The organism is Paenibacillus sp. FSL L8-0663, from assembly GCF_038008125.1.
GTDB classification, from domain to species: Bacteria; Bacillota; Bacilli; order Paenibacillales; family Paenibacillaceae; genus Paenibacillus; species Paenibacillus polymyxa_D.
In genome coordinates, this window is record NZ_JBBOYM010000001.1 from 3,092,302 (window position 1) to 3,109,575 (window position 17,274).

The 17,274-nt window shown below is 44.4% G+C and carries 15 protein-coding genes; 3 read left to right on the plus strand and 12 right to left on the minus strand.

Annotated features, from left to right (window positions below):
- Nucleotides 1-22: 22 nt before the first annotated feature.
- The 8 genes from MKY75_RS13210 to pdhA form a co-directional block, all read right to left on the minus strand.
- A complete protein-coding gene (locus MKY75_RS13210; RefSeq protein ID WP_340885621.1) occupies nucleotides 23-2,347 on the minus strand; it encodes a type IA DNA topoisomerase in 2,325 nt (774 codons plus the stop codon).
- Nucleotides 2,348-2,873: 526 nt separating this feature from the next.
- On the minus strand, nucleotides 2,874-4,361 hold the full coding sequence (locus MKY75_RS13215) for a glutamate synthase subunit beta (RefSeq protein ID WP_069011727.1): 1,488 nt from the start codon (nucleotides 4,359-4,361) through the stop codon (nucleotides 2,874-2,876).
- A 238-nt stretch (nucleotides 4,362-4,599) separates the two neighbouring features.
- Nucleotides 4,600-5,088: a dihydrofolate reductase gene (locus MKY75_RS13220; protein ID WP_069011722.1), complete on the minus strand. Its 489-nt coding sequence runs from the start codon at nucleotides 5,086-5,088 to the stop codon at nucleotides 4,600-4,602.
- 17 nt (nucleotides 5,089-5,105) lie between these two features.
- A complete protein-coding gene (gene thyA, locus MKY75_RS13225; protein WP_069011721.1) occupies nucleotides 5,106-5,900 on the minus strand; it encodes a thymidylate synthase in 795 nt (264 codons plus the stop codon).
- A gap of 252 nt (nucleotides 5,901-6,152) precedes the next feature.
- On the minus strand, nucleotides 6,153-7,574 hold the full coding sequence (gene lpdA / locus MKY75_RS13230; protein ID WP_039271311.1) for a dihydrolipoyl dehydrogenase: 1,422 nt from the start codon (nucleotides 7,572-7,574) through the stop codon (nucleotides 6,153-6,155).
- A 3-nt stretch (nucleotides 7,575-7,577) separates the two neighbouring features.
- Nucleotides 7,578-9,191, minus strand: coding sequence for a 2-oxo acid dehydrogenase subunit E2 (locus tag MKY75_RS13235; RefSeq protein ID WP_277397970.1), 1,614 nt, complete (start codon nucleotides 9,189-9,191; stop codon nucleotides 7,578-7,580).
- Between the two features lie 34 nt (nucleotides 9,192-9,225).
- Entirely contained in the window at nucleotides 9,226-10,206 is a 981-nt protein-coding gene (locus MKY75_RS13240; RefSeq protein WP_039271308.1) for an alpha-ketoacid dehydrogenase subunit beta, read from the minus strand.
- Between the two features lie 100 nt (nucleotides 10,207-10,306).
- Nucleotides 10,307-11,374: a pyruvate dehydrogenase (acetyl-transferring) E1 component subunit alpha gene (gene pdhA / locus MKY75_RS13245; RefSeq protein ID WP_029517443.1), complete on the minus strand. Its 1,068-nt coding sequence runs from the start codon at nucleotides 11,372-11,374 to the stop codon at nucleotides 10,307-10,309.
- 255 nt (nucleotides 11,375-11,629) lie between these two features.
- Between pdhA and MKY75_RS13250 the strand changes: the two genes are divergently transcribed.
- A complete protein-coding gene (locus tag MKY75_RS13250) occupies nucleotides 11,630-12,364 on the plus strand; it encodes an alpha/beta hydrolase (protein WP_025724149.1) in 735 nt (244 codons plus the stop codon).
- A 143-nt stretch (nucleotides 12,365-12,507) separates the two neighbouring features.
- Here MKY75_RS13250 and MKY75_RS13255 read toward each other — a convergent pair whose 3' ends face one another.
- Nucleotides 12,508-12,972, minus strand: coding sequence for a low molecular weight protein-tyrosine-phosphatase (locus tag MKY75_RS13255; RefSeq protein WP_029517442.1), 465 nt, complete (start codon nucleotides 12,970-12,972; stop codon nucleotides 12,508-12,510).
- Nucleotides 12,973-13,120: 148 nt separating this feature from the next.
- Here MKY75_RS13255 and MKY75_RS13260 point away from each other — a divergent pair, with 148 nt between their 5' ends.
- Both MKY75_RS13260 and MKY75_RS13265 read left to right on the plus strand, forming a co-directional pair.
- Nucleotides 13,121-13,762, plus strand: coding sequence for a thiamine diphosphokinase (locus MKY75_RS13260; protein WP_340885622.1), 642 nt, complete (start codon nucleotides 13,121-13,123; stop codon nucleotides 13,760-13,762).
- Nucleotides 13,763-14,041: 279 nt separating this feature from the next.
- Nucleotides 14,042-14,539 carry a C40 family peptidase gene (locus MKY75_RS13265; RefSeq protein WP_340885624.1) on the plus strand — a complete coding sequence of 166 codons (498 nt, stop codon included), beginning with the start codon at nucleotides 14,042-14,044 and terminating at the stop codon, nucleotides 14,537-14,539.
- 73 nt (nucleotides 14,540-14,612) lie between these two features.
- Here MKY75_RS13265 and MKY75_RS13270 read toward each other — a convergent pair whose 3' ends face one another.
- The 3 genes from MKY75_RS13270 to MKY75_RS13280 all read right to left on the minus strand — a co-directional run bounded on the left by MKY75_RS13270 (nucleotide 14,613) and on the right by MKY75_RS13280 (nucleotide 17,273).
- On the minus strand, nucleotides 14,613-15,305 hold the full coding sequence (locus MKY75_RS13270; protein WP_340885626.1) for a response regulator transcription factor: 693 nt from the start codon (nucleotides 15,303-15,305) through the stop codon (nucleotides 14,613-14,615).
- 142 nt (nucleotides 15,306-15,447) lie between these two features.
- On the minus strand, nucleotides 15,448-16,509 hold the full coding sequence (locus MKY75_RS13275; RefSeq protein ID WP_340885628.1) for a ThiF family adenylyltransferase: 1,062 nt from the start codon (nucleotides 16,507-16,509) through the stop codon (nucleotides 15,448-15,450).
- Entirely contained in the window at nucleotides 16,506-17,273 is a 768-nt protein-coding gene (locus MKY75_RS13280) for a thiazole synthase (RefSeq protein ID WP_340885631.1), read from the minus strand. Before MKY75_RS13280 ends, MKY75_RS13275 begins: the two co-directional genes overlap by 4 nt.
- Nucleotide 17,274: the final 1 nt, after the last annotated feature.

The following is a 17,274-nucleotide window of genomic DNA, read 5'->3' on the forward strand; positions in this document are numbered from 1 at the left end:
TTGTATTGGTCTAAACCCTGTCTCAGGATTCCTCTCGAACGCTAAGTTGTCCTGTACCAGGTTCATTCAGAACAATTCGCGCTTTGACGGTCGATCCATCTTTACGCTTAAAAGACAACAATTGCGTCTGTCCCCTCGTCAACAAGGACTTGAGCATCGTTTCGGTAATCTGCTTTCCAGCATATTCCTTCCAGACGACAAAGCCACAACCCTGCTTGTAGTGGCTGCACCCATACCCTTTACGCCCTTCAATAATGCTTCCGCCGCAATTAGAGCGTGGACAGCTACCTAAAGCTTGCCTTTGGCTTCCTGAAATGCCTGAGGATCCGTCGGAAGAGCTGCGTGCTGGTGGTGCTGCTTGCTCTAGCGTTGCGCTTCCAGCGCTGCCACCGCGTCCTGATGTAGCACGCCCCACCCCTTTGGCGGCGGTGCGTCCGCTCGCACGCGCACTACTTGCGCCTTCTTTTCCAACCGCACGCTTCCTCTTTGCTTCCTCACCAAAGGCATTTGCCGGAGCCGGCGGCTGCTGCCTCACCTTATCAATGATGGACAACGTAAATCTTTTAACGTTCTCCATAAACTTCTCTTGAGCCGCCTCACCCTTGGAAATTTGATGTAGGCGACGTTCCCATTGACCTGTCATCTCCGGGGAGGCTAATAGATCAACCCCAGCATGACGGATCAGGTCAATAGCCATCTTTCCTTTTTCCGTAATAAGAATCTTTTTACCCTTCATTTCAATATAGCCAACCTTTTTCAATCGTTCAATTGTGGCGGCCCGCGTCGCAGGTGTGCCTAAACCGGCATCCTTCATGACCTCACGCAATTCCTCATTCTCCATCTGTTTACCCGCGCTTTCCATCGCCTTAAGCAATGTACCCTCCGTGTAGCTTTTAGGGGGCTGAGTTGCCTTTTCTTTCATCTCGGCGCGAACACAATCCACGGGACGCCCCGCATCAATCTCAAACTTCTTGTCCGTCCACTCGTCCGTTTCCTCTTCATCTTCTTTTTTCGGTGATTTGCTCTTTTTACCTTTATCCTGATCAACCTTACTTAAAACTACTTTCCACCCCAAGGAAAGAAGCTCTTTAATATTTGTTTTAAACAGATGCTTGTCCACCTGTGTCATTACGGTATGCATTTTGTATTCAGCAGGCGGAAAAAAATGCGACAAAAACCTGCGAATAACCAGGTCATATACATTTTGCTCTTCTTTGCTTAGTGTTCCTGGCCTTTTTAATGTCGGCAAAATAGCATGGTGATCCTCAACACGAGATGGATTGCAGACCGATTTATTCTGTTTATGAACCAAATTGGGGTTCGCTTGTTGGACCAGATCAGCATAAGGACCTGTGCCCAGCATCCGTAGTGCCTTGTGCATGCCGTCTATATTTTGCTCTGTCACATAGTTAGAATTGGTACGCGGATAGGAAATGACCTTGTGGCGCTCATAAAGCGCTTGTGCCACATCCAGTGTTTTTTTGGCCGAATAACCGTACTTGGCATTCGCCTCGCGTTGAAGCAGCGTTAAATCGTACAATTTAAAAGGATACTCTTTTGTCTGCTTGGTGTCATATTTGGTGATTTTACCTATTTTTCCGCGAACAGCCGCAGCGATTTCCTCAGCTTCCTCTGGCTTCGTCAGCCTATCCCCCTGCCACGCACCTTTGTACTTGATCTGATCTTGCTTAAATTCTGCCCACACGTCATAGAAGGTTTGAGACTGAAATGCCTCAATTTCTTTTTCCCGGTCATGAATCAGTGCCAGCACGGGAGTCTGCACCCGTCCTACCGACAGCAGTGTGTTATGTCGTGTTGTGAACGCTCTGGAAGCGTTCATGCCGATCAGCCAGTCCGCTTCACTTCGTGCCCGCGCAGCTTGAGTCAGAAATTCAAACTCCGAAGCATCTCGCAATCGTTCAAAGCCTGTCGCAATACTTTCCGCTGTCAAGTCTGAAATCCACAGTCGCTTAACTGGCTGACGCAACTTTAATTGCTGTTGGATCAACGCAAAAATATATTGCCCTTCCCGTCCAGCATCACAAGCATTTACGATGGCATCGCAGCGTTTGGCCAGTTCACCAATCATTTTCAGCTGATCTTTTGTTTTCGGATTCGGTACAATTTTGAACTGCTCAGGGATAATAGGAAGATCCTTAATGTTCCATCGCTTGTACTTAGCATCGTATGCATCCGGCTCAGCCAAACCCAGTAAATGCCCGATCGCCCAGGTTACAATGTATTTCTCCCCTTCCAAATAGGTACGGTTATTTTTAGCCCGCGGCTCCATAACAGCGGCAATCGTCCGTCCCATATCCGGTTTCTCAGCAATAATCAACGTCTTCATTCATACTCCATTCCTTCCTGACGGCCTTCTGTTTCTCCTCCATGAATCATACATATACATGGATATTAAAGAAAACACAGGTATCCCGGCCTCATGCAAAAGGAGCCTTCTCCCGACGAAAGCTCCTTTGTAAATTCATTTAGTCAAACGCTTCAACAATATACGTGTATTATACCATAGATACCATGGTTCTCTCAGGTCATGATTTTAAATAGTCAACGAAAGTTATGTATATGTTAATTTACATCACATATATATCAGATTTTATCAAATTTTCTTGTGAAATAATTCTTTTTTCTATAAAAAAGCTACACTAAACACTCTTTTTTATGTTATGATCAATTTAGATAAGAAATATATGGTGATACGATTAAATTTAAGTTATATTATATAACATATATTTCACAATGTTTCACAGCTCAATAATCATTTATTCATTTTTCGCTTCTGGGAGACTCAGCTTGAAATACAATAAAGCCCCATCCGAAGATGGAGCTTTGACTGATCCGTAACATAAAATTTATAATTACACCAAAACGGTAGCGCCCATGAGGTATTTATCAACTTCACGCGCAGCTTCTCGACCTTCATTAATAGCCCACACAACAAGACTTTGTCCGCGACGCATATCACCTGCAGCAAAAACCTTATCCACATTAGTAACATATTTTCCATAACGTGCTTTAACGTTGGAACGACGATCCGTCTCCAAGCCAATTTGCTCTACAATCGTTTGCTCAGGACCATCAAATCCAATGGCAATAAGAGCAATTTGTGCAGGGAATACGCGCTCCGTACCTGGAATCGGTTGATAGATTTTGCGCCCTGTTTCATCAACAATCCGTTGAATTTGAATGGTGTGCAGCTCTTTCAGATTACCGTTTTCATCACCTACAAATTTGGTCGTCATGATGGAGAACTCACGTGGATCTTCTCCGAACAACGCCTTAGCTTCTTCCTGTGCATAATCAAGAGAATACACGTTTGGAAATTGTGGCCAAGGATTGGCAATCGGGTCACGCTCCATAGGTGCTTTGGTATGTGTGCCAAATTGAGTGACACTCCGACAACCATGACGCAAAGAAGTAGCTACACAGTCCGAACCCGTATCACCGCCACCGATTACAATAACGTCCTTACCTTGGGAAGACAAATAGTTTCCATCTTCCAGATTGGAGTCCAAGTAACTTTTGATGGTACCATTCAGATAATCCATCGCATAATGAACACCCTTCAAATCGCTACCTTCAATGTTGAATTCTCTTGGCTTCGTAGAACCACCGCATAGAACAACAGCATCATATTCACCAATCAACTGATCGGTAGGGATATCTTTGCCGATTTCCGTATTGGTGATGAATTGAATACCTTCAGCCTCCAGCAAATCCACACGCCGCTGAACAACCTTTTTATCCAATTTCATGGACGGTATGCCATACATCAATAATCCACCCACACGATCTGCACGCTCATACACAGTCACGCTGTGCCCTGCTTTGTTAAGCTGAGCCGCTGCAGCCAAACCTGCCGGACCCGAACCGACAACAGCCACTCGTTTGCCTGTACGCTTTTCTGGCGGATTAGGGACAACCCAGCCTTCCTCAAAACCCTTTTCGATAATAGCTTCCTCAATGGTTTTAATTGTAACAGACTGTCCGATCAGTCCCACAGTACATGAACCCTCACATGGCGCAGGACAAACACGACCTGTGAATTCTGGGAAGTTATTCGTTTTGTGCAGCCGCTCTAGCGCTTCCTTCCACAAACCACGATATACGAGATTGTTCCATTCCGGAATGAGATTATGAACCGGGCAGCCTAAAGTTGCTCCCATGATATCCATCCCCGTATGACAATAAGGGGTTCCGCAGTCCATACAACGCGCCCCTTGGGTACGCAGCTCTTCCTCAGACATATGCTTATGGAATTCTTCCCAATCCTTTATACGCTCTGCCGGGTCCCGGTCTGTAGGAAGCTGTCGTGTGTATTCCATAAATCCAGTTGGTGTAGACATGTTACGTTCCCCCATCTCTTCGCTTATGAACCCCGATCATCCATTCAGAATTTAAGTCAAATTCGAATTTGTCTATTTGTATTATGAAAGGGTCTGTTCTCATTGAATTTGATTTATTGTATCACAATACAGCGTAAAAGTGATGAAAACTTATGCAACTTTCTGCATCAACAGCCAAAAGGATTTTTTATATGGTTTATTAATTTTTCAAATGAGTGGGGTCGGATATAGTCTATTCTTATTCGGTTCTCTCGTAAACAACAAAACGATACTCATAGGGATTTTTGTCATCCTTGATACCTGGGGTCTCACTAACTATATTCCAGCCGTTCCAATCCAGCTCAGGGAAGGTTGTATCGCCTTCAAAAACCTCCTCAATCCGAGTCACAATCAGCCGATCAGCATGTGGCCAAAACAGTGAATAAATCTCTGCTCCTCCGATGACCATTAACTCTTCCTGCTTTGCTAATTGGAGTCCTTCTTCCATTGAATGAATTACTTCCGCACCTTCCGTCTGATAGCGCAGATCTCGGGTCAAGACAACGTTACGCCGGTTTGGCAGGCTTTTTCCTCCAAAGGATTCCCACGTTTTGCGTCCCATGAGTACCGTTTTATTAATCGTCTGCTCTTTGAAAAAGGCCATGTCTCTAGGGAGGCGCCAGGGAAGTTTGTTATCTCGGCCGATCACACCATTTTGTGCCATAGCCCATATCATTGAAATGCCCATTTTCCCACCTCCTCTAATCAAATGGCGACAGGCGCCTTAATCCCTGGATGATATTCGTAATTTTCAAAAGCAAAATCGTCGTAGGTATAATCAAAAATCGAATCCGGCTTGCGCAGAATTTTCAACTGAGGCAACGGATAAGGATCACGTTCCAACTGTGTATGCACTTGTTGCATATGATTTGAATAAATATGCACATCGCCGCCTGACCAAATAAATTCGCCGGGCTCCAAACCGCACTGCTGTGCAACCATATGCGTTAGTAATGCATAACTTGCGATATTAAACGGCAACCCTAAAAAGGTATCCACAGAACGCATCGTTAGCATACAGGAAAGCTTCCCTCCAGCTACATAGAACTGAAATACAAAGTGACAAGGCGGCAACTTCATCGATTCGATTTCAGCCACATTCCAAGCACTGACAATGTGTCGACGTGAATCCGGATTTTTTTTAATAGCTTCAATGACATTCGCAATTTGGTCAATATGTTGTCCGTCTGTTGTTTCCCACGAGCGCCATTGCGACCCATATACAGGCCCCAGATTCCCCTGCTCGTCTGCCCACTCATCCCAAATGGTAACTCCGTTCTCCTTGAGATAAGAAATGTTGGTATCTCCCCGCAAAAACCATAACAGCTCATGAATAACGGATTTCAAATGTACTCTTTTGGTGGTCACCAAGGGGAAGCCCTTGGCCAGGTCAAAACGGAGTTGCCTTCCGAAAACAGATAGTGTACCTGTTCCTGTACGATCCTCTTTTTTTACTCCATTCTCTAAAATATCCTCCAGCAGTTCCAAATAGTTACGCACGTTATTCCTCTCCTTTGAGCATGAATAAAAACCTGGCATCGCCAGATTCTAATCTTTAAAATTCTTTTCTGCACCCATATCTATAGTTAGTTTATCATGTACGGTACTTCGTTGACCATGTACTGTGTGAATTTTCATGGTAGTCCTGAAAATCCTAAAGTTTGAAAAAAAAGAGACAAAGAGCGCAGATATAGCGCTCCTTGCCTCTCTTTGTCATGTATGAAAACGAGAACGAGATAATGAAAAATGGTATTAGCGACGTGGTGCCAATGCGTGGATCGGATGACCCAGCACGACTTCCGCTGCTTCCATAACGATCTCGCCCAGTGTAGGGTGAGCATGAATAGTCAAGGAGATATCTTCGAGTGTAGCACCCATTTCAATCGCCAGACCCAGCTCAGCAATAAGGTTGGAAGCTTCCAGACCTACGATTTGCGTACCCAGTACCAAACCTGTGTCAGCGTCAGCAACGATTTTCACAAAACCTTCAGCAGCGTTCAGGGAAACCGCACGACCGTTTGCTCCATAAGAGAACTTGCCAACTTTGACATTGTAGCCTTTTTCTTTGGCTTGTGACTCTGTGTAGCCTACGCTGGAGCATTCTGGATCCGTGAAAACGACAGCCGGCATACACTTGTAATCTACTACAGACGGCTCGCCTGCAATTGCTTCAGCAGCTACTTTACCTTCGTAAGAAGCTTTGTGCGCCAGAGCAAGACCAGCTACGATATCGCCGATTGCAAAGATGTGAGGAATGCTAGTACGTCCTTGGTGATCAACTTTCACCATTCCGCGCTCATCCAGTTCTAGGCCGATCAGATCCAGACCCAGTTCACCGTCTGTGTTTGGACGACGTCCAACAGTTACAAGCAGATAATCAGCAGTTACTTCTTTGCTTTCGCCGTTAACGGAGAATTTCACTGTTACGTCTTTATCTGTTTGCTCTGCACTTTCCGCTTTAGCGCCAGTGAAGATTTCGATGCCCGTTTTCTTCATGCTTTTCGCAACGATCGAAGTCATATCTTTGTCGAAACCAGGAAGCACTGTATCCATACCTTCAATAATCGTTACTTTGGAACCGAATTTCGAGTACATTTGTCCGAGCTCTGCACCAATGTATCCACCACCGATTACGATCAGGCTTTTCGGAATTTCAGGCAGGTTCAATGCTTCTGTAGAAGACAGAATGCGTCCACCAAAAGGGAATGGTTTCAGTTCGATTGGACGGGAACCTGTTGCGATAATTGCATTTTTAAAACGGTAACGTGGTGATTCATGTTCGTTGAATACACGCGCTTCGTTTTCGTTGATGAACATGCACTCGCCATTGAAAACTTCAACTTTGTTGCCTTTGAGCAAGCCACTTACGCCGCCTGTCATTTTCTTAACAACGCCGTTTTTGAATTCTTGTGTTTTAGCGAAGTCTACTTTTACATTTTCAGCCGAAATACCGAAAGACTCGCCATGTTTAGCCGCTTCGTATTGATGAGCTGCAGAGATCAAAGCTTTAGATGGAATACATCCACGGTTCAGACAGACACCGCCCAGCTCAGATTTGTCAACGATCAATACGCTTTGTCCTAATTGTGCGGCACGGATGGCAGCTACATAGCCGCCAGGACCCGCACCGATAACCAATGTGTCAATATCCAGAGAAGCGTCTCCTACTACCATTGATTACACCTCCATAACAAGCAACTCAGGGTTAGCGAGCAGCTGTTTGATATAGTTCATGAAGTTTTGAGCAGTTGCACCGTCAATAATACGGTGGTCAAAGCTCAGAGAAAGAGCCATTACTGGAGCGGCAACAATCTCACCGTTTTTCACGACTGCTTTTTCACTGATGCGTCCAGTACCCAAAATCGCAACTTCAGGGAAGTTAATGATTGGAGTAAAGAACATACCGCCTGCGGAACCGATGTTAGTGATGGAGATTGTGCTTCCTCTCATCTCATTTGCTGCCAATTTTCCATCACGACCGCGCACAGCCAGATCACGAATGGAATCAGCAATCATCCAGATACTCTTACGATCAGCATCTTTGATAACAGGAACGATCAAACCGTTGTCTGTATCTGTAGCGATACCGATGTTGTAGTATTTTTTGTAGACAATTTCGTTTGCTTCTTCGTCGATTGAGGCATTCAGAGCCGGGAATTGACGGGAAGCAGCAACCAAAGCTTTTACGATGAATGGCAGGTATGTTACTTTTGTGCCTTTCTTCTCAGCAATTGGTTTGATACGAGTACGGAAAGCAACCAGTTCAGTTACATCTACTTCATCCATAATCGTAACGTGCGGAGCCGTATAAGCCGATTTAACCATAGCATTGGAAATAGCCTTGCGGATACCTTTAAATGGTACGCGCTCTTCCTCAGCACGTGGATCTGCTGCTGGTGCGGATGCTGCTGCAGCTTTCGCTTCTTTCTTAGCAGGCTCTTGTGCTTTTGCAGCTTCTTTCGCTACTGGTGCAGCCGCTTGGCCTCCACCATTTTTGAAAGCTTCTACATCTTCTTTGGTGATTTTACCATTTTTGCCGGAGCCACTCACTTGAGCGATGTTTACACCTTGCTCACGAGCAAATTTGCGGACGCTAGGTGTAGCTAGTACATCTTTGTTAGAAGCAGCAGGAGTTGCAGCTGGTTTAGTGTTAGCTCCGCCTTGTGCAGCATCCTGTTCTTGTTTAGCAGCAGCTGGTGCTTCTTCTTGTTCTGGAAGTTCACCCTCTGCAGCGATTACAGCTACGACTTGACCTACGTTAAAGATGTCGCCGTCTTTGGCAAATACCTCTTGTACTGTGCCATTGACCGGACAAGGAACTTCAACTACAGCCTTATCGTTTTGTACTTCCATGATGATATCTTCATCTGTTACTTTGTCGCCAGCCTTGATGTGCATCTTGATGATTTCGCCTTCGTGAAGACCTTCACCCAGCTCTGGGAATTTATATTCAAATCTAGCTGTACCTGCAGCTCCGCTTTGTGCAGCAGCACTTGGCTCAGGGCTAGCAGCTGGTGCTTCTGGTGCATCTTCTTGTTCGGGAAGTTCACCTTCTGCATCAATTACAGCTACGACTTGACCTACGTTAAAGATGTCACCGTCTTTGGCAAATACTTCTTGTACTGTACCATTAACCGGACAAGGAACTTCAACTACAGCCTTATCGTTTTGTACTTCCATGATGATATCTTCATCTGTTACTTTGTCGCCGGGCTTAATGTGCATCTTGATGATTTCGCCTTCGTGAAGACCTTCACCTAGCTCCGGGAATTTATATTCAAATTTAGCCACGTTTAAAACCTCCCAAATTTACGGTGTGCTTTAATTAAAATTCCAATACTTTATTAACCGCATCAATGATACGTGTTGGCGTTGGCAACCAAGTATCTTCAATTTGAGCAAAAGGATAAACGGTATCCGGACCTGCTACACGCAGAACGGGTGCTTCCAGATGCAGGATTGCTTTTTCGTTAATTTGTGCAATAACTTCAGCAGCTACACCGGAGCTCTTTTGCGCTTCTTGAACAACGATGGCACGATTGGTTTTTTGAATAGAAGCAACAACGGTATCAATGTCAATCGGGCTAATGGTACGCAAATCAATGATTTCTACTTTGATACCTTTTGTTTTTTCCAGCTCATCCGCAGCTTTAACCGAAGTGTGTACCATCATACCGTAAGTAATGATCGTCACATCGGAACCTTCGCGAACTACATTAGCTTTGCCCAGTTCAACTGTGTAATCATTCTCAGGAACTTCAGCGCGGAATGCATGATACAAGTTCAAATGCTCCATGAAAAACACAGGATCGTTGTCGCGAATAGACGCAATCATAAGACCTTTTGCATCATAAGGGTTGGATGGAACAACAACCTTGATACCAGGTGTTTGAGCCAGCAGACCTTCCAAGGAATCTGTATGCAGCTCGGCTGCCTTAACACCGCCACCAAAAGGTGTACGGAATACGATTGGAGAATTGTAACGTCCACCGGAACGGTAACGCATACGGGATGCTTGAATTGCCATTTGATCAAGCGCTTCAAAGATAAAGCCTACGAACTGGATTTCAGCTACAGGGCGGAAGCCTTGAATACCCAAACCGACAGCAAGACCCCCGATTGCGGATTCCGCCAGCGGAGTATCGAATACACGTTCTTCGCCAAATTCTTTTTGCAGACCTTCTGTAGCGCGGAATACGCCACCTACATGACCTACGTCTTCACCGAAAAGCAGGACGTTAGGGTCGCGTTTCAACTCTACGCGCAGTGCGTCACGAATCGCTTCTTTCATGTTCATTTGTGCCATTTGCTTCATTTCCTCCTTAAACATTGACAGATCAATTTCAGTTCAGGTCAATCGAAAAGCAGACCGGATCGGGTTACCGCCCGGTCTCTTTCAAGTTCAATTATTTAAAATCAGCTTTTTGCTCTTCCAAGTGCTTAGGCGTTGTTTCGAACATGCTATCAATCAGGCCAGGAATTGTCATTTTTTCTGTTTTCTCGGCTTTTTTGATCTCTTCATTCACTTTTGCCTTAGCTTCTTCTTTTACGCGAGCTGTATCTTCTTCAGTCCAAAGACCTTTTTTCTCAAGGTATTTCGCAAAGCGGGCAATTGGATCTTTCGCATTCCATTCGCCTTCTTCTTCTTTAGAACGATATTTTGTTGCATCATCAGAAAGGGAATGCGGACGGAAACGGTACGTTACGGCTTCAATCAAAGTAGCACCTTCACCATTACGTCCACGCTCTGCAGCTTCTTGAACGGCTTTAATAACTGCAAGCACGTCCATGCCGTCAATTTTCACGCCTTTAATACCAGCAGCTACTGCTTTATGAGCGATCGAAAGAGCAGCCGTTTGTTTTGAGAATGGAGTCGTGATCGCGTAACCATTGTTTTGCACAAAGAAAATAACTGGCAACTTGTATACACCAGCATAGTTCAGGCCTTCGTAGAAATCACCTTCGGAAGAACCGCCGTCACCTGTATATGTAATGGCGACTTGTTTTTGTTTTTTCAGCTTGTAACCCATAGCAATACCCATAGCATGCAAAATTTGCGCGCCAATGATGATTTGCGGCATCAGTACATTAACACCGTCCGGCACTTGGCCGCCGTGTTGATGACCACGGGAATACAAGAAAGCTTGGTATAATGGCAGGCCATGCCAAACGATTTGCGGAATATCGCGGTAGCCTGGAGCAATAAAGTCTTCTTTTTGGAGCGCATATTCGCTACCAACCATGGTTGCTTCTTGTCCGGATACCGGAGCATAGAAACCGAGACGCCCTTGACGGCCTAAGTTAACGGCACGGTCATCCCAAGTACGTGTAAATACCATTCGATACATAATTTCTTTCAATTGATCATCTGTAAGTTTAGGCAACATATCTTTATTGATAATTTCACCATCCGGAGAAAGTACGGACAGCGCCTCAACTTCCTCTGTGTAAACTTCATAAGGAACCTTGCTCATTTTCTTCACCTCAACAAAAAAATTTGAATATCAAGTTCCGCTGTTATAGGATTATTATACACCTGTTATATCGCTCGCGTCAAAGATTTAGTTATTTTTTTTGAGTTTGTCACATTTTTGTGTGTGTAACAGGGTATGTTTTTTACTGTAACAGCTTAGTACATGATTGAAATTTTAAACATCTATTGCAATCAGGGTAATCTTAACTTATTGTGATCCCGAATGCAAAATAATACCCAAGAAAGGTGACGAAAAATGACGGATTCTCGGTATTTAAAACGAACCATCCTTAAAGACGAAGTAGACAGCCGCTTTCTTGGCGAGACCAGAACTCTCCGGATTTATTTGCCGCCCGGCTATAATGAAATATTGAGCTACCCGGTCGTGTACTGTCAGGACGGAGAAGAATTTTTCAATTTTGGCCGCATTGCAACTCATGCCAACCGCCTCATTCTAGATGAGGGCGTCGAACCCTTCATTATTGTAGGTGTGGAAGTGAATACAAAAATTCGAACGCAGGAGTATGCTCCCTTTGGCAATCGTTTTGAGGCGTATACCGCCTGTTTTGCAGAAGAGATTATTCCCTATGTAGAGCAAAAGTATCCTATAAGAAAAGATGCAGCATCCCGTATTTTGGCGGGGGATTCACTGGGAGGCAGTGTGTCTCTGCATTTGGCTTTGATGTATCCTCAGTTGTTCAACCGCATTATCAGCCTCTCAGGTGCTTACTATGAAGCTTCGCAGGAAATCATCGCCCGTGAGAAAGATCTGTCTCATTTGCGGGTGTGGATGACGGTTGGCCTTCAGGAAGATGCATTTGAGAGTGATACTGGCATTTACAACTTTGTAGAGCTTAACCGTCAATGCGCAGATTTGCTGCGCGAACGGAACGCTGAAGTTTCTTACCGTGAAAAGGATGGCAAACATTTGTGGGGCTTTTGGCAAAACGAGTTGCCAGACGCGCTAATGTATTTTTTGGATCGCGCCTGAGTAAATTCTCCAAGGTAACTAAAAGGGAATGGAGCATTTGACCTACTAGGTTATAAAGCTCCTTCTTCTTTTTCATAATTTGGTTGCGCTTTCAAAAATGTATAACGAAAAACGGCAATGATTGCCGTCATCTGTCGTTCACATTATAGCTTTTCTTCTACGATCTTGTCCAGCAAGGCGTCGCAACCTGCGTCCATTAATCGATAGGTCTCTTCAAAATTCCCTGTAAAATATGGGTCGGGTACTTCTCTTAATTTTTCTTGAGGGAGCAAATCCATAAATTTTAGAATATCTGCCTCCGCTCCACCTGCAATCTTTCGCATGTTTCGTTCATTAGAGTCATCCATGCACACAATATAATCAAACGCGTCAAAATCACGGCCCGTTATTTGCCGCGCCTGTATGCCTTGTTCGCTGATTCCATGCAGTTTAAGTTGCTTTAGTGTTCCCTCATGCGGAGGATTTCCGATGTGCCAGTCGCCTGTCCCGGCCGAGTCCACCCCGATTTCTGCACCCAATCCCCGTTCCTGCGCTTTATGTCTCAGTATTGCCTCCCCCATCGGAGAGCGGCAAATATTGCCCAAACACACAAACAAAACGTTAATCATTTCGTTCTCCTTCCTATTACACGTTACACTTTCTTTTTTCTGTTTCATTGTAGCCATGTCCTCCAAAATTGTGCAAGCCATATTTAACGCGGTATACTTAAAAACGATGGTATATATAGGATCGTATCAGAAAGAAAGGATGTTGATTATGACAAAAAAACGAGCGATTGTATTTTCAGGTGGTCGTCTTAATGAAGAAGATTTACATCAAATACAGCCCGATGATTTTATTATAGGTGCAGATAAAGGTGCTCTTTTCCTGATCGAGCACGGTGTTACACCACATATCTCTGTAGGAGATTTTGATTCAATCACACCAGAGGAAAAAGAAAAGGTAGAATCAGCAAGCCAACGTATGATTGCGTGCGATCCAGTACTTAAAGACTTAACAGATACTGAGCTTGCTTTAGAAATCGCTATGGACGAACAGGCAGATCAAGTACTGATGCTTGGTGTGACTGGCACCCGGATGGACCACACATTGGCTAATGTTCAAATATTGGTACGTGCAATGCAGCATCATATTAGCTGCGCTATTATGGACGCACATAATTATATTGAGCTCACCGGATCAACGCTTGAAATCCAACCTATGGGCTATACATATACATCGCTGCTTCCTATGACCGCCGAAGTAACTGGCATACAACTAGAAGGATTTATGTATCCGTTACATAATGCCACCCTCAAAATGGGACAATCACGTGCTGTCAGTAATAAGCTAACGGCTTCAAAAGGTACGATTTCCATCAAAAGCGGTCTGCTACTCGTTATTCAAAGCAAGGACTAATTATGACATTATTGTAACCATTATATAAATTGTTTTTCACTCAAAACCCTTGATGAACAAGGGTTTTTCCGTTTATAGAGATCAATGAATCGATATATTTTTTACAAATTGTAATTTTTAATCGTTTTTTAATAATCGCTGTGTAAGTCTTATCCCTCAAGCATTTGAGAGTTCTTTTCCAACTATTAGGCGGCTTCAAAACTGTTATACTCAACGCTGTCAGTTAGTTAGCAACTCAGCAAAATATTGCACAAATCAATTTTTGGAGGTATTTACAACATGAATATGCAGAAAATCATAAAAAAGGTAATTATAGCAGGGGTCGCAGCCACGATCGGCTTTGGCACATTTGCAATTGAGGGAACAAATACGGCACAAGCCGCCACTACGACTTCGGTAGGCCAAAAAGTGATTAACTACGGTGAAAAATATATGGGAACTCCTTATAAGTTTGGAGCTTCCACAAGCACTACACGTAATTTTGACTGTTCTTCTTTCATGAAGCACATATTCAAGAAATACGGAGTAAATTTGCCGCGTACTTCTGTTCAACAGTCTAAAGTTGGACATGCCGTATCCAAGTCCAATCTGAAAAAAGGGGACTTAGTTTTCTTTTCAAGCGGTAGTCGTGCTACAGGACGCAACATTACCCACGTAGCAGTCTATATGGGCGGGGGTAAAATTTTGCACACTTACGGCGGACCTGGCGTGACCATCTCCAATTTGGACTCTGGCAACTGGAAAAAAACATACATTAAAGCACGCCGCGTGCTGTAGTGCTGTAGCATGAAACTCATTTTGAAATATGCGCGCCGGGACGAAAAGTTCCGGCTTTTTTATATGCCTTGTGCTATTCTGATACAGTTGGTGTTCTGAGTGAATAACCAATCCCTCGTTCCGTACGGATCATTTTAAACTTATACCCCTTATCTACTTTAACCCTCAAATGTCTGATATAGACATCTACAACGTTCGTATCAACGATATAATCATGTTTCCAAACATCCTTCAGAATTTTCTGCCTGCTACAAACTTGGTTAAGATGTATCGCCAGATGAAGTAAAAGATCAAATTCCTTCGGAGTTAATTCCAGCTTTTGTCCCCCTCTGCTCACCAATCTGCTTGCATTGTCTATATGTAAATCACCCGCCTCGATTGCCCTTTTCACATCACGTTCAATACCAAAAATCCGCAATAAATTAGCCACTCTAGCCTGAAAAACTCTAGGATAAAAGGGCAGAACGATCACATCATGTGCTCCTTGTTCAAAACAGGAAACAATATGGTCCTCCTCATCTGATGAAGTCATTGCTAATAGCGGGACCTGAGGATGGTATTGCTGCAATATGCGAAGTAAACCTTGCGAAACTGTCTGTTTATCTTCTATATTGAGCAGCAGCAAATCCACAGGATTATGGGCTACATAAGAGCTTGCATCCGTCGCATTGCTAACATGAACCACCTGATAACCTTCCTGCTCCAATGGACGAACAATTACGGGAGACGCTTCATTTACATCCACAAGCAAAATTAACGGGCTCACCTTTTCACCCACCTGGTTTGGACATAGCATTACATATTGGATACGAACAAGTTTGTGTTATAAGCCATTAAAGCATAATAATATTATTGTAACAAAAAAGCAGAAAATCATTCTCCAAAGAATGGCTTTCTGCTTTTATGGTTTAACCCAAATAGCGATGATACAGACTTCTTGCTTTTGCCACGTCCTTTGTCCCATGAATCAACGCTCTGCCATCTGCAAAAACAACCAACCGATGCTCGCTTGTACTAAAGGAAACCAAAAACGGATTCCGCTCTACTTTTCCTTCTCCCAAAGAAGCAAATCTATCTGCTGTTTCTGCAAGATTCAGATGTGTCGGGTTTGCTGGTCTAATTTGAACGGTATCCCTACCGCACAAAACATCTGTCTTCTGCCGATGAGAGGCCGACAAATAGGGATACGTCGGGTGGCTGCCGCAAGAAGGACAGTTCTCCTTTTTAACGCTATCTACTGCTATCGCTACAAACTCATTTTTCCACAAATCAAACGAAAGTAACTTTCCTCTCAAATCTTCCGGATATCCACCAAGAAGTTTGAAAGCTTCCGTAGTTTGGTTAGCCGTGACCATCTGTACAGCCTGCGGAATAATCCCGGCGGTATCACAGGTTTCCCCACCAAACGGTATAGTTCCCAGCAGACAGTGAAGACAAGGCGTTTGACCCGGTAAAATGGTGTAGGTTACACCATAGCTGCCTACACATCCCCCATAAATCCAAGGTATCCGATGCTTGAGTGCCATGTCGTTCATAAGAAGTCGGGTATCGAAATTATCGGTTGCATCCATCAAGAGATCTACCCCTTGGATCAACTCTTCCAGCTCTTCCACCCCAACATCCAGTACATGTGCATGTATAACCGTTTCCGAATTAATATCCTTTAATCTTCGCTGAGCAGCTACTACTTTGGGATATCTTTGCGCAGCATCACTTTCCTGAAAAAGCTGCTGGCGCTGCAAATTGCTCCATTCCACATAATCCCGGTCTACGAGGCTCACTGTACCTACACCCCCGCGAACGAGCGTTTCCGCAATACCTGTACCTAACGCTCCGGCACCTATGATTAGTACGTGGGAAGAAGCAAGCCGACGTTGTCCTGTCGGTCCAAAGGGCGCGAATCTTTCCTGTCTGGAATAACGGTCACTTGAATGTGTTCCTCCTGCACCGGATTTGTCAGTTACCTTCATGCCTGAACCATACCTTCTATCGGACTGCTTGCTGAAGCGTAACGTTTTACAGGAATCATCCCCGCCTCAAAACCATATCTTCCAGCACGAACAGCCAGTTTCATGGCCTCTGCCATTTTTACCGGGTCCTTCGCTCCTGATACGGATGTATTCAACAAAACAGCATCTGCCCCTAACTGCATCGCTATTGCCGCGTCACCGGGTGAGCGAATACCCGCATCGACAATAACCGGAACCTCCGCCTGTTCAATAATTAGACCTAATGAAAACGGATTAAGCAAACCATGTCCTGTACCAATCGGTGAAGCTCCAGGCATAACGGCATGTACTCCAAGCTCTTGTAGCCTCTTTGCTAGAATCACATCGTCCGATATGTAGGGCAGCACGATAAAGCCTTCTTCTAACAGCTTTTCACTAGCTTTCAACGTTTCAAATGGGTCCGGCAGCAGTGTCTTGCTATCCCCAATGACTTCCACCTTAATCATATCGCACAGGCCGGAGGCTTTTGCCAATTTGGCAATACGAATCGCCTCCTCTGCTGTTGTAGCCCCTGCTGTGTTGGGAAGAAGTGTATACCGGCTCAAATCCAGCATATCGAGAAAATGCTGCTTATCCCGTTCCTCCAAGTTCAATCTCCGTACAGCAAACGTCAATATTTCCGTCTCAGCAGCCTCTACGGCTTGGGATTGGATATCCAGATCAGAGAATTTTCCTGTTCCCAACAACAACCTCGAGGTAAAAGATGCTTTTCCAATGGTTAACATA